At 68.5% G+C, this 19,591-nt stretch carries 18 protein-coding genes; 10 read left to right on the top strand and 8 right to left on the bottom strand.

What is annotated here, in order from left to right:
• Positions 1–16 precede the first annotated feature (16 nt).
• From LX81_RS08095 to LX81_RS08080, 4 genes are all read right to left on the bottom strand, one after another.
• Positions 17–913: a nickel/cobalt transporter gene (locus LX81_RS08095; RefSeq protein ID WP_111536798.1), complete on the bottom strand. Its 897-nt coding sequence runs from the start codon at positions 911–913 to the stop codon at positions 17–19.
• The gene (locus LX81_RS08090; RefSeq protein ID WP_111536797.1) at positions 895–1,560 is read right to left on the bottom strand and encodes a DUF1007 family protein; all 666 of its coding nucleotides are present in this window, start codon (positions 1,558–1,560) and stop codon (positions 895–897) included. Before LX81_RS08090 ends, LX81_RS08095 begins: the two co-directional genes overlap by 19 nt.
• Before the next feature lie 108 nt (positions 1,561–1,668).
• On the bottom strand, positions 1,669–2,874 hold the full coding sequence (locus LX81_RS08085) for an aminopeptidase P family protein (RefSeq protein ID WP_170133895.1): 1,206 nt from the start codon (positions 2,872–2,874) through the stop codon (positions 1,669–1,671).
• A gap of 231 nt (positions 2,875–3,105) precedes the next feature.
• Positions 3,106–4,404: an esterase-like activity of phytase family protein gene (locus tag LX81_RS08080; protein ID WP_111536796.1), complete on the bottom strand. Its 1,299-nt coding sequence runs from the start codon at positions 4,402–4,404 to the stop codon at positions 3,106–3,108.
• 184 nt (positions 4,405–4,588) lie between these two features.
• On the opposite strand from LX81_RS08080, the gene LX81_RS08075 reads away from it, so the two are divergent.
• From LX81_RS08075 to LX81_RS08060, 4 genes are all read left to right on the top strand, one after another.
• Complete coding sequence (locus LX81_RS08075; protein ID WP_111536988.1) at positions 4,589–5,716, top strand: NAD(P)/FAD-dependent oxidoreductase; 1,128 nt, start codon at positions 4,589–4,591, stop codon at positions 5,714–5,716.
• Positions 5,713–6,276: a cupin domain-containing protein gene (locus LX81_RS08070; protein WP_234822533.1), complete on the top strand. Its 564-nt coding sequence runs from the start codon at positions 5,713–5,715 to the stop codon at positions 6,274–6,276. Before LX81_RS08075 ends, LX81_RS08070 begins: the two co-directional genes overlap by 4 nt.
• Positions 6,277–6,338: 62 nt before the next feature.
• Positions 6,339–6,812, top strand: coding sequence for a DUF427 domain-containing protein (locus LX81_RS08065; RefSeq protein WP_111536795.1), 474 nt, complete (start codon positions 6,339–6,341; stop codon positions 6,810–6,812).
• A complete protein-coding gene (locus tag LX81_RS08060) occupies positions 6,809–8,134 on the top strand; it encodes an ABC1 kinase family protein (RefSeq protein ID WP_444543920.1) in 1,326 nt (441 codons plus the stop codon). Before LX81_RS08065 ends, LX81_RS08060 begins: the two co-directional genes overlap by 4 nt.
• Here the strand turns inward: LX81_RS08060 and LX81_RS08055 are convergent.
• Positions 8,125–9,075, bottom strand: a complete 951-nt coding sequence (locus LX81_RS08055) for a LysR family transcriptional regulator (protein ID WP_111536794.1) — start codon at positions 9,073–9,075, stop codon at positions 8,125–8,127. The genes LX81_RS08060 and LX81_RS08055 overlap by 10 nt on opposite strands.
• A gap of 112 nt (positions 9,076–9,187) precedes the next feature.
• On the opposite strand from LX81_RS08055, the gene cuyA reads away from it, so the two are divergent.
• The 4 genes from cuyA (at position 9,188) to LX81_RS08035 (ending at position 13,679) form a co-directional block, all read left to right on the top strand.
• Positions 9,188–10,207, top strand: coding sequence for a D-cysteate sulfo-lyase (cuyA, locus tag LX81_RS08050; protein WP_111536793.1), 1,020 nt, complete (start codon positions 9,188–9,190; stop codon positions 10,205–10,207).
• Positions 10,208–10,373: 166 nt separating this feature from the next.
• Positions 10,374–11,075 (top strand): cysteate racemase, encoded by a 702-nt coding sequence (cuyB, locus tag LX81_RS08045; protein ID WP_111536792.1) that lies wholly within the window; start codon positions 10,374–10,376, stop codon positions 11,073–11,075.
• Positions 11,076–11,347: 272 nt separating this feature from the next.
• On the top strand, positions 11,348–12,283 hold the full coding sequence (locus LX81_RS08040) for a hydroxyacid dehydrogenase (RefSeq protein ID WP_111536791.1): 936 nt from the start codon (positions 11,348–11,350) through the stop codon (positions 12,281–12,283).
• 406 nt (positions 12,284–12,689) lie between these two features.
• Positions 12,690–13,679, top strand: coding sequence for a YeiH family protein (locus LX81_RS08035; RefSeq protein ID WP_111536985.1), 990 nt, complete (start codon positions 12,690–12,692; stop codon positions 13,677–13,679).
• A 2-nt stretch (positions 13,680–13,681) separates the two neighbouring features.
• On the opposite strand, the gene LX81_RS08030 is transcribed toward LX81_RS08035, so the two are convergent.
• From LX81_RS08030 to LX81_RS08020, 3 genes are all read right to left on the bottom strand, one after another.
• Positions 13,682–14,713 (bottom strand): LacI family DNA-binding transcriptional regulator, encoded by a 1,032-nt coding sequence (locus tag LX81_RS08030; protein WP_111536790.1) that lies wholly within the window; start codon positions 14,711–14,713, stop codon positions 13,682–13,684.
• 90 nt (positions 14,714–14,803) lie between these two features.
• Positions 14,804–15,604: an HpcH/HpaI aldolase family protein gene (locus tag LX81_RS08025; protein ID WP_111536789.1), complete on the bottom strand. Its 801-nt coding sequence runs from the start codon at positions 15,602–15,604 to the stop codon at positions 14,804–14,806.
• A gap of 11 nt (positions 15,605–15,615) precedes the next feature.
• A complete protein-coding gene (locus LX81_RS08020) occupies positions 15,616–17,367 on the bottom strand; it encodes an IlvD/Edd family dehydratase (protein WP_111536788.1) in 1,752 nt (583 codons plus the stop codon).
• 164 nt (positions 17,368–17,531) lie between these two features.
• On the opposite strand from LX81_RS08020, the gene LX81_RS08015 reads away from it, so the two are divergent.
• Positions 17,532–18,119, top strand: coding sequence for a TRAP transporter small permease (locus tag LX81_RS08015; protein ID WP_111536984.1), 588 nt, complete (start codon positions 17,532–17,534; stop codon positions 18,117–18,119).
• Positions 18,119–19,588, top strand: a complete 1,470-nt coding sequence (locus LX81_RS08010; protein ID WP_111536983.1) for a TRAP transporter large permease — start codon at positions 18,119–18,121, stop codon at positions 19,586–19,588. Before LX81_RS08015 ends, LX81_RS08010 begins: the two co-directional genes overlap by 1 nt.
• The last annotated feature ends 3 nt before the right edge of the window (positions 19,589–19,591 follow it).

The following is a 19,591-nucleotide window of genomic DNA, read 5'->3' as shown; positions in this document are numbered from 1 at the left end:
TGCCTCGCACCGACGCTCAGGCGAGTTGGATACCGCGCAGCGCGAGAAGCGCGATGCCCGTTCCCGCGCCGATCTCTAAAAGCGGCATGAGCGCCGTGGCGCGGCCCGCTTGGCCGAAAGAGAGCGCCGTGCCTTCACGCGCGACGACGGCCATCGCCGCGACGCCGACCGTCACCGCCCCCGTGCCGAGCGACATGGCGAAGGTCCCCGCGACCCCGGCCGCGAGGATCCCCATGTGCCAGCTCAGCACGAGGAGGATGAGCGCGCCGGAGCAGGGGCGGATTGCGATGGCCCCCACGAGCGCCAGGATCTCTCCGGGCCCGGTCGCCGCGCGAACCTCTTCGGGCGTGGGCCCGTGGCGGTGTCCGCAGCCCGCATGGTCGTCATGCGCATGGTCGTGATGCACCGGTCTGGCGGCACGGCCGCGGTGAAGGCGCAAGAGCCCGCGCAGGACGAGCCAGACGCCGATCGACCCGATAGCGAGCGCGCTCGCCCGGGCCATCAGGCCTTCGGCGAGACCCGTCGTCTGCACCCGCGTCCAGCCTAGGACGAAGATGCAACCGCCAACGAGGGCGAGGGCGGTCAGCGCCTGTCCGATGGCGGCCGCCATCGCGATGGCCGAGAGGCGCAGGACCGGGACGGTGCGGCCGAGCCCGTAGCCGCCGATGAGCATCTTGCCGTGTCCGGGACCCGCCGCATGGGCGACGCCGTAGGCAAAGCAGAGCCCCGTCATCAGCCAGAGCGCGCCGGGCTCGCCGGCGCGGAGACCTCTCAACGCGCCCGCGAGCGCGTTCTGGAACTCCCTCTGCCATCCCGCGGCCCAAGCCGCCACCGACCCGTCGAGGCCCGAAACCATCGCCCAGAGGAACGCTCCGACGACGAGGATCGGCAGGATCAGGACGGCGCGGCGCATGCGAGCTCGAAGGCGTCGGAGAAGAGAATGCCGATATCGGGCAGGTCGACCGCCTCGAACGGGTCGGAGAGCATGTCGACCTCGGCCAGTGCCTCGCCGTATTCCGCCATCGCGGCATCCCGGTCGGCGGCCTCGCGCGAAAGCGTGCAATCGTCCCGTCCGACGATGCCGGGGGCCGTGGGGACGTCGTAGGCCACGAAGTACGTCGGGTCGTAGGCACGCGCGACGATGGTGTGCCCGTCCACGGCAACGGGCTCGGCCAGCGTCATGAGATGCGTCGTCACGTAGCGGTCGTCGCGCCAGCTCGCCTCGTGCTCCGTCGGCGGGCGGAGCGGCAGCGGTGTGCCGTCGTGCGTCACTGTGAAATCGCCCGGAAAGCCCGCCGCCCAATCGACGTCACCGCCCGCGAAGGCGTCGAGCCGACGGGGTTCCGGCACCCCGTCGCCATCGGCGTCGAGCGCGTTCTCCTCCACGAGGAGCAGCGAGTAGAAGTCGTCGTAGCTCCATTCGATCCGCACGCCCTCGAGCCGGCCCTCCGCGTCGAAGACCAGATCGAAGGCGGTGTCGATGAACACGTGCGGATGCGCGAGGGCGGGCCCGCAGAGCGGAAGCATCGCGAGGAGGATCGGGGCGGAACGCAGGGTCATGGGGAGGCCTTAGGGCGTCCGGACCGCCGTCGCAATCGCCGCGATCGCATACGTGATCGCAACATCCGGACCGGGCCGCCCGCCCGCCATCATGTCGCGCGCACGGTGTCAGGCGGCGATGACGTTGTGCGCGGGGCCGAAGGGGAAGCCCGTGACGTTCTCCGGCCCGTCGGCGCCCAGGACGACGATGTCGTGCTCGCGGTAGCCGCCCGCGCCGGGTGTGCCTTCGGGCAGCGTCAGCATCGGCTCCATCGAGATCACCATCCCCGGAACGAGCACCGTGTCGATGTCTTCGCGCAACTCGAGCCCCGCTTCGCGCCCGTAATGATGCGACAGGAGGCCGAAGGAATGTCCGTAGCCGAAGCTGCGGTATCGCAGCAGGTCGCGGCCGACGAAGAACGCGTTGATCTCCGCGCAGATGTCGCAACAGCGCGCCCCCTCGCGGATGATTGAAAGGCCCAGTTCGTGCGCGGCTACGTTCGCCTCCCAGATGGCGAGGGACGCCGCGTCCGGCTCGCCCAGAAAAAGCGTCCGCTCCAGCGCGGTATAATAGCCCGAGATCATCGGGAAGGCGTTGAGGCTGAGGATGTCCCCCATCTCGAGCCGCCGTGTCGTGACGGGGTTGTGGGCGCCGTCGGTATTGGGGCCGGACTGGAACCATGCCCAGGTGTCGCGCAGCTCGCTGTCGGGATGGGCGCGCGCGATCTCGGCCTCCATCGCGTCGCGGCCGGCCATGGCCACGTCGATCTCGCGGATGCCGGGGCGGATCGCCTCGCGCATGGCCGCGCCGCCCAGATCGGCGATCCGCGCGCCGTCGCGGATCAGAGCGATCTCCTCGGGAGACTTGACCATCCGCTGCGCCATCGTGGCTCCGGCGATGTCGAGCGTCTCGCCGCCTAAGAATTCCCGCAGCTTGCCCATTTGCAGCAGCGTGAGGTGGTCCGCCTCGATCCCGCAGCGCCTTCCGCGCCCGGTCACCTCACGCACGGCGCGCCAGAAATTGTCGCGTTTCCAGTCGGTATAAACGATGTTCTCGCCAACGGAGCGCCGCCAGGGCTGTCCACCGTCGATATTGGCCGAAATCGTCACGAGCCGTTCCGCCGTGACGATGCAGGCATAGGGCCGCCCGAAGGCGCAGTAGAGAAACCCCGAATAATAGGCCACGCCGTGCATCGAGGTGAGGATCGCGGCATCGAGGTCGTGCTCGGCGAGGATCGTGCGCAGACCGCCGATCCGCCGCGCATATTCGGCCTCGCTGAAGGGCAGGGGGGCCTTCGGGCCGTTTTCGAAGGCGAAATATTCAGCGCGCGTTATGCCTGTGGGATCGGTGGGGGACTTCATCAACATGACCTCCATCTGATCGCGGAATGGGACCGGCCTCGATCCCGCGATCGAACCTCCCGGCGTTCAGGATGGGAGAGCGGGAGCGGCAGGCTCCCCGGCGACGCCATCGCCGGCAGGCTCCGCACCGGAATAATGCGGCGCCGATCCCCGGGCAAGGGCCCTGCGCCGCACCGTCCGTTCCGGGGCGACCGCCCCGGGGTCTCATTCAGCCGAGAGAAAATCGGCCACGTCGAGCAGGATGAACTCGTTGTCGTCGGCCCGGCCGGCCTCGCGCCCCACGGAGAAGGGGTAGTTGTTGTCGTTGGCGACGACGATCGTGGTCGCGTCAACGCGGTCCACGTCCTCGATCGTCACGAAGGGGAAGGTGAAGACGCCGTCGGTCGTGCCGCGTCCGATCCCGTCGGGATCGCGGATATCCATGAGGTCGATATAGGCGATCTTCTCAAGCACGCCCGCCTCGTCCGTCCGGTCGAGATCGACGAGATAGATGCGCTTGAACTCCGCCGGGTTGTCGGAGAAGTCCGCCGTGCCCTGTCCGCCGTCGCGTTCGATGACGAGCGCGCGGGTCTCGTCGATCATGTTAAAATCGCCGATCGCATGGCCCGCATCGTCGAGCGGGTAGTAGCATACCTCCTCCGCAAAGCCGCCGCCCGTGGTGTCGAACTCGAAGAGCGACAGGACCGGTGTTCCGCCGATCTGCATCGGCGCCCCGGCCGCCGCGTCCCAGACGGGCTTCTCGAGAAGGGGATAGAGCGTCGTGCCGTCGGGCCCGAGGGCCATCCCCTCGTAGCCGCCCGAGCGCATCGCCATGAGCTCCTCCGGCATCGGCTCTCCGGAATTGGGCGTCGCAGCGGCAGGATTGTCGGGCGAGAGATACGTCTGCCCGCCCACCTCCGTCGGCACGACCTGCTGCACCACGCCCGACCCGTCGACCTCGATCAGCCAGGGGCCGAACTCGTCGCCGATCCAGTAGCCATCCCCGATCGGCTGGATCGATTCGAGATCGAAATCCGCCCCGGTCAGATAGCGCGTCTCCGTCGCCTCGTTGACGATCGGGAACGGTACGCGGCGGAGGGGATCGCTGAGGAAGGTCGTCTCCGGCTGGCCCACTTTCGCGTTTTCCCAATCGACCTCGACCTCGTGGAACATCAGGAGCACGTCCGCGGAATTGGCCTTGGTGCCGAAACCGTTGTCGGTCAGCACCAGGAAGCGGTCTTCGCCGAGCGAGCGGATGCCGGAGAAGCCCTGCACCGGCTGGCCCTCCATGGGCAGGGTGACGCCCGTCTCCTCGATCCGGATCGCCCCCAATTCCTCGGTGCGGCCCTCACCCGTGAACCGTCCGGAGCGCGCATGGTGTGCGGGCGCGTCTTCGGGCGGTGCGGTGAAGGTCGCGGCGGGCAGGGCGGCCCAGGCGGTCAGGGTGGCGGGGAATTCCTGCTGCGCGGCGGCCGGGACCGCGGTCCCGGCGGTGAGCAGAATGGCGAGGAGTTGACGTGTCATTGGATCGCTTTCGTGGTTCGACGACGAGTGAGCAAAGCCGATCCACGTGACAACTGCGCAACCCCTGGATGTCGTTTCTGCGACAAGCGCGCGACGCCGCCCGAACGGTTCCGGTCGCCGGTCCCCTTGCACCTCGCGCCGGAGACGCGCAGTCTTGCGGTTCAAACACGCCGAGGTCATTTCCATGAGGGTCGTCATCTGCGGCGGCGGTGCGATCGGCGCCGCCTGTGCCTATTATCTCACCCGCCGCGGGACGGAGGTCGTGGTCGTCGAACGGACGGGTGTCGCCTCTGCCGCATCGGGCAAGTCCGGTGGCTTTCTCGCGCTCGACTGGTGCGACGGATCCGCGCTCGAACCGCTCGCCCGCCGCAGCTTCGCCCTGCATGCGGACCTTCCCGGAGAGACCGGACGCGATTGGGGCTATCGCCGGATGACCACCTATGCGGGCGTCTCCGGGATGAAGATGCGCGGCCGCGCGGATCTGCCCTGGCTCTCGGAGGCGGTCGCCTTGCAGGGGCGGCTCGGCACGGAGGCGACGACGGCACAGGTCCATCCCGCGCTCTTCACGCAGGGGCTGATGGCCGCGGCGATCGACGGCGGCGCCCGGCTCGTCGAGGGCGAAGTGACGGGGCTGACGCAAGACGCGGCGGGTCATGTGAGCGGCGTCCGCGTCGATGGCGAGGAGATCGCGGCGGATCGCGTCGTCCTCGCGATGGGCCCGTGGTCGATCCGCGCGGGCGGCTGGCTCGATTTGCCCGCGATCCACGCGGTCAAGGGCCACAGCCTCGTCTACGACGTGCAGGACGTGCCGGCGGAAGCCCTCTTTCTCGAGCATCGGGAGGGCGATGGCGGATCGGCCTCGCCCGAGATCTTCCCGCGTGCCGACGGCACCGTCTACGCCTGCGCGATCTCGAGCGAAGCGGCGCTTCCGGACGATCCCGCCGCCACCGGACCCGACCCCGGCGCCATCGAGCGGCTCGAGGCGATGTGCCTCGCGATCTCCGCGCGTCTGACGCCCGATCGCGTGATCGCGCGGCAGGCCTGCTTCCGTCCGATCGCGGCAGACGGTTTGCCGGTCATCGGTCTCGTCGAAGGATGGCCGGGCGTCCATGTCGCGACGGGTCACAGCGTCTGGGGTATCCTCAACGCGCCCGCAACCGGGGAAGCGGTGGCGGACGTGATCTCGGGCGGCATGTCGCGGCATGTCGACCTCTCCCCCTTCGATCCCGCCCGCCTGCCACCGATGCGCCGCGGTCCCGCGCGGGCGATGCGCCGCCTCGGGCGCGAGGGCGCGGAGGTCGAACGCAGATGAGCGGATCGCGAAAGGGTGGCGTCTTGGTCGCGCGGGTGATGCCGGAGACGGAGGTGAGGGTGGAGACGCGCCACCTCGATGGTGGCGAGGCCGTCCCGAACAATCCCGACCTGCCGGTTCTCGTCCTGCGCGGCGCGCTCGATGCGGGCGCGGGTCCCGAGGCGGTAACGGCACGGCTCGAGAAAAGCGGATGGGGCGGGACATGGGTCTGGGGGGTCTTCGAGTATCACCACTACCACCCTAACGCGCACGAGGCGCTGGCCGTGGCCTCGGGTCACGCGCTCCTGATGCTCGGCGGTCCTGAGGGTCGGACGGTCGAGGTGTCGGCGGGCGACGTCCTCGTCCTCCCGGCGGGCACAGGCCATTGTCAGATCGAGGCGAGCGGGGACTTCCGGGTCTGCGGGGCCTATCCGCCGGGGCAGGAGGATTACGGGACGATCCAGGCGGAGGAGCCGCCGGATCCGTCGGTCCGCGACCGGATCGCCGCCGTCCCGCTGCCACGGACCGATCCCGTCCATGGCGGAACCGGCCCGCTCCTCGACGCCTGGGGAGGCAAGTGATCGCGAGTGGCTGCGCGCATCCGTCGCTTTCACCGCCCGGCCCCTGGCGCTAGCTCTGGCGCATGTCCGATCTGCCGCCAGAGAACGTCCAGCAATACCCCCGCCCGCCCCGGATCGAACCGGTGCCGCATCTCGTCGTCGTCCGCCTCGGCGGCGAGACGATCGCGGAGACGACCGGCGCGTTCCGTGTACTCGAGACGCATCATGCGCCGAGCTACTACCTTCCGCCCGAGGATGTCCGGGCCCGTCTCGATCCCGTGGCGGGGGGGAGCTTTTGCGAGTGGAAGGGCCGCGCGCGCTATTTCGACGTGAGCGCGGGCGGGCAGCGGGCGCCGCGCGCGGCCTGGAGCTACGACGCGCCCTCCGCCCGCTTTGCCGATCTCGCGGGATATCTGGCTTTCTACGCGGGGCTCATGGAGGCGTGCTTCGTCGGATCGGAGCGGGTCATCCCGCAGGACGGCGATTTCTACGGCGGCTGGGTCACGCGCAATCTGACCGGACGGATCAAGGGCGCGCGGGGAACGGAGCATTGGTGAGCGGGCCCGACGAGACCGACCGACCCGGATTTCCGGTGCCCTCCCGCCGGTTGTCGCGGCTCTTCCGGATGGGAAACCTCGCGGGCGGCGTTGCTGGTGCGACGCTTGCCGGTGGCCTGCGCGAGGCTGCGCGCGGGCGTCGGCCCCGGTTCGAGGACCTGATCCTCACCCCCGGCAACGCGCAGCGCATCGCGACGGAGCTTTCGCGGATGCGCGGCGCGGCGATGAAGGTCGGCCAGCTCATGTCGATGGATGCGGGCGACGTGATGCCGCCCGAGATCGCGGCGATCCTCGACCGCCTGCGCTCCGATGCCGATCCGATGCCGCCCAGACAGCTCCGCGACGTGCTCGGCGCGGAATGGGGGCGGGACTGGCTGAAGCGGTTCGACCATTTCGACGTCCGTCCCATCGCCGCCGCCTCCATCGGGCAGGTCCACCGGGCCCGGACGAAGGACGGCCGCGCGCTTGCGCTGAAGATTCAGTACCCCGGCATCCGCGACAGCATCGACAGCGACATCGCCAACATTTCCGGCCTGATCCGCTGGTCCGGCGCCGCGCCGTCCGGCCTCGATCTGCGCCCGCTTCTCGAGGATGCGCGCAGGCAGCTCCACGAGGAGGCCGATTACGAGCGCGAAGGGCAGAACCTCGATCTCTTCGCCGCGCATCTCGCGGGCGAGGAGGATTTCGTGGTGCCGCGCCGCCATGCGGATTTCTGTACCCCGAATGTTCTGGCGATGGATTACGTGGGTGGCCAGCCCGTCGAGCGGTTGACGGAGGCGCCGCAGGCCGTGCGCGACGGGATCGCGCGGCGGCTCATCGCCCTCGTTCTGCGCGAACTCTTCGAGTGGGGCGCGATGCAGACCGATCCGAACTTCGCCAATTACCTCGTGGAGCCGGGGACGGAACGGATCGTCCTTCTCGATTTCGGCGCGGTCCGCCATTTCCCGCCCGATCTCGTCGCCGGGTTTCGCGATCTGATGCTCGCGGGCCTGTCGCGCGACGCCGTGGCTGCACGGCGCGCGGCCGTCGCCGTGGGCCTGATGACGGAGGCGACCCCGCCGCGTCTCGCCGACAGGCTCCTCGCGATGTTCGACACCGGCATGGCCCCGCTGCGGAGCGACGCCCCCTTCGATTTCGGGACCACCGATCTCGCGCAGCGCCTGCGCGACATGGGGCTCGAAATCGGGACCGAACGGGAGGTGCGCCACGTCCCCCCGAGCGACACGCTCCTGATCCAGCGCAAGGTCGCGGGCACGTATCTCCTCGCCGCGCGGCTCCGCGCGCGGGTCGATCTGGCAGGCATCGTCGCGCCCTATCGCTGAGCCTCGCGGCCCTCCCCCGGCGCGTCCGGGTGCGACGGCTGCATTGAGCATCGCTCCGCCATCAACTGCGCCCAGACCGAGGCGGCGGCGGGGGAAGGGGTGCCGCGGATGCGCAGGGCGGCGACGCCGAGCCGGCAGCCGGGCAGGCGGTCCGACAGGTCGGCGATCCGGCCCTCGTCGAGCCGTGCCGCGGCCAACGACATCGGCACCCACGCGATCCCGATCCCTTCGGAGGCGAGCTCCAGCGCGGCATGGGTCAGCGCCGTCTCGACCTTGGGGGCTACCGTGCGATACGCACGCACCGCAGGCAGGATCGCCCGGTCGAGCACCCGACCGAAGAACACCTCGCCGGGATAGGCGATGAGCGGCAGCGGCGCGTCGGTTGCATCGTTCAGTCGGCGGACAATCTGCGTACCGGCGACCGGGATCAGGCGGTCGTAACCGATTTCGGCGGTTTCGATGTAGTCGGGCTGCGCCTCGATCCCCTCGTCGGCAAGGAAATAGACGATGGCGACATCGGCGCTACGCGAGAGGAGCATGGCGTAGCACCCGTCGAGATTGGCCGAACGCAGGCGGACATGGATGTTGACGTGGCTCGCTTCGAGCCGGCGAACCAGCTTCGGCGTCAGCGAGGCCGTCAGGGAATGCTGACTCGCCAGCACGATCCGGTTGCCAGCCACCCGGTCCCCGTGACGCAGATCTTCGGTGAGCTGGCGCAGCTGCCGGGCGAGCTCGGCGATGGGCTCGCGCTGTTCGAGAAGCGTGTCGCGCAGCTGCACCGGCTTGCGGCTGCGATCGAAGAGCTCGATGCCCAGATATTCCTCGATATGGCGGATGCGGCGGGAGAAGGCCGATTGCGTCAGGTGCCGCCGCTCGGCCGCCTCCGAGAACGATCCGGTCTCGGCCACGGCCAGGATGTCCTCGAGCCACTCGAGCCGCATGTCGCCCCCTGAACTTGCAAGATCTGCATGTCATCAGGAGGATTTCGCATTTGCGCTTGGAGGGGAAGGGCGATTTCATGCGCGAAAGGAAAACATCAGGAACGGACGCCCCATGCATCTCGCGCGCTTTCCACGAAAGTTTCTCGCCCATCTGCCGACCCCGCTGGAGCGGCTCGATCGGCTGAGCGCCGAGCTCGGGGGACCGGAGATCTGGATCAAGCGCGACGATTGCACCGGCATGTCGACGGGCGGCAACAAGACCCGCAAGCTCGAATTCCTGATCGCCGAGGCGCTGGATCAGGGCGCCGACACGCTCATTACCCAGGGCGCCACGCAGTCGAACCATTGCCGCCAGACCGCCGCGTTCGCCGCCCGCATGGGGATGGCGTGCCACCTGCTTCTTGAGGACCGTACCGGCTCGACAGATCCGAACTATACCGGGAACGGCAACGTGCTGATCGACCATCTGCACGGCGCCACGACGGAAACCCGCCCGGGCGGCGCCGACATGGTGGCCGAACTCGAAGGGCTGGCCGAAAAGCTGCGGGGCGAGGGGCGGCGCGTCTACTCCATCCCGGGTGGCGGCTCGAACCCGACGGGCGCGCTCGGCTACGTCAATTGCGCCTTCGAGCTTCTGGGCCAGGCCAACGATCGCGGGCTTGCCATCGACCGGATCGTCACCGCGACGGGCAGCGCCGGTACGCAGGCCGGGCTGATCGTCGGGCTGAAGGCGATCAATGCCGGCATCCCGCTCATGGGCTTCGGCGTCCGCGCGCCCCGCGAGAAGCAAGAGGCCAACGTCTACGACCTCGCCTGCCGCACCGCGGAGAAGCTCGGATGTCCCGGCATCGTCGCCCGCGAGGACGTGGTGGCCGATTGCGACTATGTCGGCGAAGGTTACGGTATACCCCGCGAGGACACGCTCGAGGCGATCCGCATGTTCGCGGAATACGAGGGGTTGCTGCTCGACCCGGTCTATTCCGGCAAGGGCGCGGCGGGCCTCATCGACTATGTCCGGAAGGGTAAATTCGCGAAGGACGAGCGCATCGTGTTCCTTCATACCGGCGGCTCGGCCGCGCTCTTCGGTTACCAGAGCTGGTTCGGCCAGTCCGAGCGCATGGCCGCCGAATGAGGCATCGCGGCCCGCGCTTCACGCAACAAAAGCCGATCACCGAGGACGCGGGCGTCTTAGCCCGGTTCTCGGTTCGATCAGATGTTGGTGGGCGGCCCGCCCGTCATGGCACAAGCCCGAAGCGCAATGCCTCCGCCGAGGCGCGGCTCGACCTCGCGGGGGCTCCATGAGGTGCGTGGGCATCCTCGGTGGCATGGGGCCGGAGGCGACGGTGCTTCTGATGCGGCGCGTGATCGATGCCGTCCCCGCCCGCGACGATGCCGATCACGTCCCGCTCCTCGTCGACCAGAACCCGCAGGTGCCTTCGCGGATCGCGCGGCTGATCGAGGGGAGAGGAGAGGATCCCGGTCCGGTGCTGGCCGACATGGCCCGGCGGCTCGAGGCCGCGGGCGCGACGGCGCTGGCGATGCCCTGCAACACGGCGCATCATTTCGCCCCGGCGATCCGGTCGGCGTCGAGCGTCCCGTTTCTCGACATGGTTGCCCTCTCGGTGCGCCGCGCGGCCGAGGCCGCGCCTCCATCGGGCCGCATCGGCATCCTGGCTTCCCCGGCCGTGCGGCGAACCGCCCTTTTCGAGCCCGCGCTGGCCGCCGCCGGTCTCTCCGCTGTCTACCCGTCCGACGAGGATGCGCTTCTGGCCGCGATCCGGGAGATCAAGTCCGCCGGCCCGACGCCGACTGCCATCGCTGCGGTCCGCGGCGCCTCGGCGGAGCTGGCAACCGCCGGCGCCCCGCTACAGCTCGTCGCCTGCACCGAATTCTCCCTCCTCGACGCGCCGGGGGCCGCGGGGGCGCGCCTTCTCGACACGCTCGACCTGCTGGTCGAAGTGATCGTGGCGCATGCCAGCGGGGACCAGGCAGCCAGATGAAGCCGTCCCGGATCGTGATTTCTATCGAAAGATGCTGGCAGTCTCGATGCCACGGACGTGCCACGCGCTTTACCCCTGATCGATTGCGCCGCACCAAGTGCGGAGCCATGGAGAAGTGATGTTTCCAACATGATGATACGCACGCAGACGACGAACGAAGCCGGCGACGCGCGGACCGTATGCCTTTGCCGCATCGCGAACGATTGCATCACCGCAGCAGAGAGCAGGTGGCAACGCGAGTTCGCGTTGAGCACGCTCGGCCGGTCGGCCTGATGCGGATCGTCGTCAGCGAGTTCATGGACGAGGCGGCCCTTCGCGGCTTCGATCCTGCGTGGGAGGTGGTTTACGACCCGAGCCTCGTCGAGGATCGGGATCGCTGCCTGGCGACCGTGGCAGGGGCCGACGCGATCATCGTGCGCAACCGCACCCGTGTCGACGCTTCCCTCCTCAACGCGGCGCCCGAGCTCCGGGCCGTGGGCCGTCTGGGCGTCGGGCTCGACAATATCGACATGGAGGCCTGCGCGGCACGCGGTGTGGCGGTGTTCCCCGCCACCGGTGCCAACGCACTGTCGGTGGCCGAGTACGTGATCGCGACGTCGCTCGTCCTCGTGCGGGGGGCCTATCTCTCCACCGAAGCCGTACGGGCAGGCGAGTGGCCGCGCACGCATCTGGTCGGCGGTGAGGTATCGGGTCGGAACATGGGGCTTCTGGGCTATGGCGGCATCGCGCGCATGGTGGCGGAGCGCGCGCGCGCGCTCGGGATGGAGATCGCCGCCTTCGATCCGCATTTGCCCGCCGATGATCCTTGCTGGAGCGGCGTGCAGCGCTGCGAGGACGCCGAAGCTCTCTTCGAGACGGCCGACGTTCTGTCACTGCACGTGCCGCTGACGCCCGAGACGCGAAGACTCGTGGATCGGGACGCGATCGCACGACTGCCGAAGGGCGCGGTCGTCATCAATACCGCGCGCGGCGGTATCGTGGACGAGATGGCGCTGGCCGAGGCGCTGCGTGACGGTCGGCTGGGCGGCGCCGCGCTCGACGTGTTCGAGACTGAACCCTTGGATGCGGCGGCGGGAGCGGTCTTCGAAGGCCTTAGAAACGTCATCCTGACCCCGCATGTCGCCGGCGTCACCGGAGAGGGGAATATCCGGGTGTCGCGGATGACGGTGGAGAACGTGCGCAAGGCGTTGGAGGAAGGAAATGGCTGATCCCGACCGGACAGACCTGTACCTCTGATGCGAGCGTCGTTCCGGTTCTCGATCCCCTGGCCGTGCCCCGCCGTGAAAGGTCGCTCCGAGTAACCAAGAAATCGATGTCTGGGAAACCCCTCGGAAACTGCTGGCTCAAGACCTTACGCCTGGCGACATGGTCGTGCTTTCGAGAGCCGGCCGCGTGTCGGCAACACGGGAAAGGCGCTTGCCTTGATGGCGGTGGAGCATCATCAGGCCGGAGGCGGCGCTTGCTCGACCATCTGCGACCCAGGCGTTTCCGCCGCGACCCCGCTCGATACACCGGCAATCCAGCGGTTATCGCGCGTGCCGCCGAACCAAAGCCCCCCGTTCCGGAGGACCATCCGACTTGAGCCCCACCGACACGATCCGCCCCGCCGCCTCGATGGCCAGTACCCTCTGGCCCGGCCTCCTCGTCTGTGGCCTGATCGCACTGGCCGCCCAGTTCCTGTCGGACCATTACGGTGCGCCGGCGATGCTGATGGCGCTGCTCCTCGGGCTGGCGCTGCATTTTCTCGTGGAGGACGGCACGCGGTCGCGGCCGGGAATCGAGTTCTCTGCCAAGGTGATCCTTCGGGTGGGCGTGGCGCTTCTGGGTGCGCGGATCAGCTTCGCGGTGTTCGCCGATCTGGGCTGGGGGGTCCTGGCGCTGGTCGTGGCGGCATTGCTTGCGACAGTGGGGTTCGGGTTTCTGGGCGCGCGCGTACTCGGGCGTGGCTGGCGTCTGGCGGTCCTGACCAGCGGATCGGTGGCGATCTGCGGCGCGTCGGCAGCGATGGCGATCGCCGCCGTCCTGCCCCGCAACGAGTTTTCGGAGCGGAACCTGAGCTTCACGGTGTTCGGGGTAACGCTGCTGTCGACGCTTGCGATGGTGATCTACCCGATCCTGGCCACGCTTCTGGGGCTCGACGAGCGCTCGATGGGCATCTTCCTCGGCGGGACGATTCACGACGTGGCGCAGGTCGTGGGAGCGGGCTTCTCCGTCTCCGAACCGGTCGGAGAGACGTCGACCACGGTGAAGCTGATCCGGGTGTCGCTGCTTGCTCCGTTCGTACTGTGCCTGACACTGGCGTTGCGCCGGCAGGGGCTGGAGGAGACGAAAAGCGGGGGCAAGGCGCCGCCGCTGGTACCGGGATTCGTTCTGGTGTTTCTCGCACTCGCCCTGGTCAACTCGCTGGGGCTGCTGCCGGGGCCGGTCCAGGAAGCCGCCTGGGCGGTGTCGCGATGGGCGATGCTGGCCGCCATCGCGGCAGTGGGGGTGCGAACCGAACTGAAGCGGATCGTCGAGATCCCGCCGCAAGCCATCGCCCTCATCATCGGCGAGACATTGTTCATCGCGGCCTTCGTACTGACGGGCGCGACGCTCCTGGGCTGAGGTCAGGCGCTGCCGCGGCGGCAGAAGGCGAACTTCACGTCGACCCGGCGCGGGGCGTCGCCGTCGGGACCGAGGAGTACCGCCTCGGCCACGGCGGCGGCGATCCGTTTGGCGGGCGGGCGTACGGTGGTCAGCGGCGGGATCGTCTGGGCGGCGAATTCGAGATCGCCGAACCCCGCGACGGCCAGGTCCTGCGGCACCCTCAGCCCGCGCCGCGCTGCTTCGAACATCACGCCGAGCGCGACGGTGTCGTTTGAGCAGGCCACCGCGCGCACCGGATCCTCCATGACCCGCGACAGCAGGTCCGCGCCGGCGCCGGTCGAGGCGGGGCCTGCCACTTCCACCAGCCGGGCGGAAAGACCGCGGTCGCGCATGCCGTCGAGAAAGCCCTGCGCACGCTGCGCGGCCCGGGCGTCCTCCGTCAAACGCGCCCCGGCGAACGCGCCGCTTCCATACCCCTGGGATGCGAAATGATCCGCGATGCACCGTCCGACGGCGTGATGGGAGAAGCCCACGCTTCGCCCGATCGGGTCGGGGCCGAAATCCCACATCTCCACGACGCTCGCCCCGGAACGAGCCAGCAGGTCGCGGGTGGTATCGGTATGCGTATGCCCGGTCAGCACGACCGCCGCGGGCGACCATGACAGGGCCGCGCGTACCAGCCTTTCCTCCTGCTCGAGAGAGTATTCGGTATGGCCGACAAGGGTATGGAGGCTGCGGCCCGACAGGAGGCGTTCGAGCTCGGTCACCGTTTCGGAGAAGAAGGCGTTGCGAAGCGACGGCACGGTGACGGAGACGACCCGGCTGGTAGCGGCGGCAAGCCCACCGGCAACGAAGTTCGGCACATAGCCGAGCGTCTCGATCGCGTCCGCGACGCGGGCGCCCACCCGTTCGGAGACGGCTTCGGGCTTCCGCAGGTAAAGCGAAACGGTTGAGGGAGATACTTGAGCCGCGCGCGCCACGTCGCTCATGGTCACGCTCTGCATCTTGCGACGGCGGCGTTCGGGGTGATCGGAGCGGTCGGGTTCGGTCATCGGCGAGCGCCTCTTGTCGCGGGCCGGCAGGCGCCGCCCGGACCCTCCCTTAGCCGGACCGCGGGGCCGCGCGCAAACCCCGCGCGTCCCTCAATAGGCCGCCGTCGGGGCGGGGGGCTGCGCGACCTCTCCGCGAAGCTCCGACAGGCAGGAATGGGCCCGGCCGGTCATCAGCGCGATGTCGGAGGCGATGGCGGCGAAGGAATAGCCCATGTCGATGAAGGCACGGACCATGTCCGGCGTCGGTCCGACGATGCCGACGGGTACCTCGAGCGCGCGCGCCTTGGCGGCGGCGCGGGCCAGCGTTTCCTGCACCTCTTCGGCGCCGATCTGGCCGATATGACCCATGGAGGCGGCCATGTCGCCGGGCCCGACGAAGATCGCGTCGAGGCCGGGGGTCGCGGCGATCGCATCCATCCTGTGGAGCGCGCCCGGCGTCTCCAGCTGGACGATGACGCAGGTCTCGTCGTTGGCGCGGGCGAGATAGTCGCTGGCCGCGCCATAGGCCGATCCGCGGTGAACGGCGGCCACGCCACGCACGCCCCGGGGCGGGTACTTCGCCGCCGCGACCGCAGCCTCGGCCTCCTCCGCCGTCTCGACGAAGGGAATCATGATCGTCATCGCCCCGGCATCCAGGGCGCGCTTGATCATGACGCGGTCGTTCCAGGGCAATCGGACGACGGCGCGCGCCGGCGTGGTCTGGATCGCGCGCAGGATCTCGGCCAGCTGGGGCGTGTCGATGGGGACGTGCTCCATGTCCACGACGAGGAAGTCGAAGCCGCAATGCCCCATCGCCTCCGCCGTCGAAGGCGCGCCCGACATCAGCCACGAGCCCAGCGGGACGTCGGTCCGCGCGCGGATACGGTGCTTCAGCGGATTGGTGATGTCCATGGGCGGTCCTTTCAGTAGATCGGCGGCTCGGGAACCGGATCGGTGCCACCCAGGAAATCGAAATCGCAACCCAGATGCGCCTGGGCGACGTGGCGCTGGAAGAGGGCGGTGAAGCTGCGGGTGTAAGGGGAGGGGGCTGGCGTCCAGGCGGCACGGCGGGCGGCGATCTCCTCCTCCGGCACGTCCATGTCGATGCGACCTGCCTCTGCGTCGAGCACGACGTCGTCGCCGGTGCGCAGGAGCGCGAGCGGCCCGCCCACCGCCGCTTCGGGCGAGACGTGCAGGATGCAGGTGCCGTAATGTGTGCCGCTCATCCGGCCGTCGCAGATCCGGACCATGTCGCGCACCCCTGCCTTCAGGAGCTTGCGCGGGATCGGCAGGTTGCCCCATTCGGGCATGCCCGGACCGCCGACCGGACCCGCCCCGCGCAGGACGAGGACCGTATCCGGCGTCACGTCGAGGTCGGGGTCGTTGATCCGCGCGAACATGTCGCCCGGCCCGTCGAAGACGAGCGCCGGACCGCGATGGGAGAGCTTGTCGGGATTGGCGGCGGAGGTCTTCATCACCGCCCCGTCTGGCGCGAGGTTGCCGCGCAAGACAATCAGGGCGCGTCCGCGCGAAAGCGGTACGACGGGGTTGTCGATGTCGCGGATCACGTCGTCGTCGTAGCACGCGGCCCCGGCGATCGCGTCGCCGATGCTGCGGCCTTCCACCGTGCGGGCATGGGGCAAGATGTGGTCGCCGAGTTTTTTCATCAGCGCGGGCAGGCCGCCCGCGAAGTAGAAATCCTCCATCAGCCGGTCGCCCGAGGGAAAGAGATTGGCCAGCACGGGGATCCGGGTCGCGCGGTCGGCCATGTCGTCGAGGGTGATCGAAAGCCCCAGCCGCCCGGCCATGGCCGGCAGGTGCACGGCGGCATTGGTGGAGCCGCCGAGCGCCATGTAGACGGCGAGCCCGTTCGACAGGCTGTCGGCATCGAGTATGTCGGAGGGTTTGAGATCCTCCCAGGCCATCTCCACCGCGCGGGCGCCGCACCAGGAGGCAAGGCGCGGATGGCCCGAATCAGCCGCCGGGATCGAGGAGGCGCCGGTCTTCGTCAGCCCCATCGCGTCGACGATCGAGGTCATGGTGGAGGCCGTGCCCATCGTGTTGCAGGTGCCGTTCGACCTCGTCATCGCGCTCTCGAGATCGACCCAGTCGTCGGACGTGATCTCGCCGGTCTGCAACTTGTCCCAGTATCTCTTGGTATGGGTCCCCGCGCCCGTCGTCTGTCCGCGCCAGCGTCCGTTCAGCATGGGACCGGCGGGACAGAAGATCGTCGGCAGGTTCATCGAGAAGGCGCCCATGAGCAATCCGGGCGTGGACTTGTCGCATCCGCCCAGAAGCACGCAGGCATCGACCGGGTGGGAGCGCAGCAGCTCTTCCGTCTCCATCGCCAGGAAGTTGCGGTAGAGCATGGTCGTGGGTTTGACCATGACCTCCCCCACCGAAAGGGCCGGCAGCTCGATCGGGTAGCCGCCGGCCTGCCAGACCCCGCGCCTCACTGCCTCGGCGCGGTCGCGCAGATGGGCGTGGCAGGGGCTGATCTCGCTCCACGTGTTGAGGATCGCGATGACCGGGCGTCCCATGAACTCTTCCCGCCGCATTCCCATCTGCTGGGTCCTCTGGCGATGGGCGAAGCCGCGGATGTCGTCGGAGGCGAACCAGCGCTGGCTCCTGAGGTCCTCGAGGGCCTTCCTGCCCGGCGCGCCGGTCTGCGGCATCTTGCATCCTCCCCTTCGCCGCGATATTCGTAGCGCTACGAAAAGGGCGTGTCAACGCGAGGCGCCGGGGGAGAGATGCTTAGGTGCGGCGGCGGGTGGAGGAACTCGCGATCCGCAGCGATAGGTCTCGCGAGGCGCAGGCACTCTCCGGGGGGAGCGACGAGATGCGGATTCTGAAGGCCGTTCTGATCCCGTTGCAGGGCTTGAATACGTTCCTGCTAATGGTCGGGCTATGGCTCGCCTTGCTGGCGCTGGCGGCGATGGTGGCCGTGGTGATCCTGCAGGTCTGGTACCGCTACGTGCTGGGCAACGCGCTGCCATGGCCGGATGAGGCGGCGCGGTTCCTGATGCTGTGGATGACCGGACTCGCCGCCCCCTGGGGGCTGCGCCATCACGGCTTCGTCGCGATCGAGATGCTGTCCGCGGCGCTGCCATCGGCGGGGGCGCGTGCGCTGAACCTCGTGTTCCTCGCCCTCGGCCTGACGGTGGTGTCGATGAGTCTGTCGCTGGGATGGGCGCACGTCAATTCCGGATGGCTCTTTGCATCGTCGTCCCTGCGCCTCCCCCTCGACCTCGTGGGGGGCTCGGCGGTGAAGGTGAAGCTCGCCTGGATGTACATGTCGATCTGGATCGGCATGGTGCTCATGACGCTCGTGCTGGTGGAGCTCATCCTGCGCGAGATCGTCAAGCTGGCCGGCGGGGAACAATCGCTAACGCCCCTCGATGCGAGCGACCTGCCGGAGGCCGAATGATGCTGATCTGGTTCCTGCCGCTCTTCCTTTTCCTGCTGATGGTCGGCCTCCCGGTCTTCTTTGCGCTGCTCTTCGCGCCGGGGGCGCTTTTGTGGCTGAACGGGCAGGAGCGGGATCTCTCGCTGCTCTATCGCAACCTCTACAACGGCATGGACAGCTTCCCGCTGATGGCGCTGCCTTTCTTCCTGCTCGCAGGCGAGATCATGAACCGCGGTGGCATCACCGAGCGGCTGGTGCAGTTCGCGCAGGCCTTCATGGGACATCTGCGCGGCGGGTTGGCGCATGTGAACATCCTGTCCTCGATCCTTTTCGCGGGGCTTTCCGGATCGGCCGTGGCCGATACCTCGGCGCTCGGTTCGACCTTGATCCCTGCGATGGAGAAACAAGGCTACACCCGACGCTTCGCCGCCGCCATCACCGCCGCGTCGTCGGTGATCGGGCCGGTGATCCCGCCATCGGGGATCATGATCATCTACGCCTATGTCATGGGTGAATCGGTCGCGGCGCTGTTCATGGCGGGCATCGTGCCCGGGGTGCTCGTGGGCATCGGGCTGATGATCATGGTGCGCCTCATGGCCGACCGGTACGATCTGCCCCGCGCCGAGCGGATCGTGGAGCGCAACGCGAGCATCGGGACGATCGAGTACTGGGTTAGCCTGATCCTGCTGCGGGCGAACGTCGCCGGGGTGTTCTACCTTCTCGTGGGCCTCGTGCCGGGTATGACGGGGGGGTTTGCCGTCTATCTCGGAATGCTGGTGCCGGCGCATTTCGCGCTGGTGGCCTACCGGCAGCGGGTCAGTCGGGATTTCCGCATCGTGTGCAAGAAGGCCGTCGCGCCGATGCAGACGCCGATCATCATCCTGGGCGGCATCCTGCTCGGCGTGTTCACCCCGACGGAGGCTGCCGCGATCGCGGTGCTTTATGCCCTGATCGTCTCCTACGGCGTTCTGGGAACGATGACGCTGGCGGATCTGGGCGAGGTGCTGAAGCGCTCGGCGGTGGCCTCGGCCACGGTGCTGCTCCTCGTTGGCGCGGCCGTGTCGTTCAAGACAGTCGTGAGCCTGTCACATGCACCCGAGATGATGGCGGACTTCATCCTGTCGCTGTCAGAGAACCCGCTGATCCTGCTCCTTCTCATCAACATCCTGCTGTTCATCGTGGGGATGTTCCTGGATGCGGGACCGGCGATCATCATCCTCGGCCCTATCCTCGGCCCGGTCTTCGTCTCGATGGGGGTCGACCCGATACATTTCGCCATCATCATGAGCGTGAACCTGACGGTGGGACTGGCGACGCCGCCGATGGGTCTGGTGCTTTTCGTGGCCTCGGCGGTATCGGGCGAAAGGGTGGAATCGATATCGAAGGCGATCCTGCCCTTCATCGCGATCGAGGTGGTGGTGATCCTGCTGATCACCTACGTGCCGGCGCTTTCGCTGACGATCCCGCGATGGGCGGGCATGATGAACTGAGCT

The organism is Palleronia aestuarii, assembly GCF_003253995.1.
In the GTDB taxonomy this organism is placed as follows: domain Bacteria; phylum Pseudomonadota; class Alphaproteobacteria; order Rhodobacterales; family Rhodobacteraceae; genus Palleronia; species Palleronia aestuarii.
Note: the sequence above shows the minus strand (reverse complement) of the source record. Positions and strands in the feature narration are given on the sequence as shown.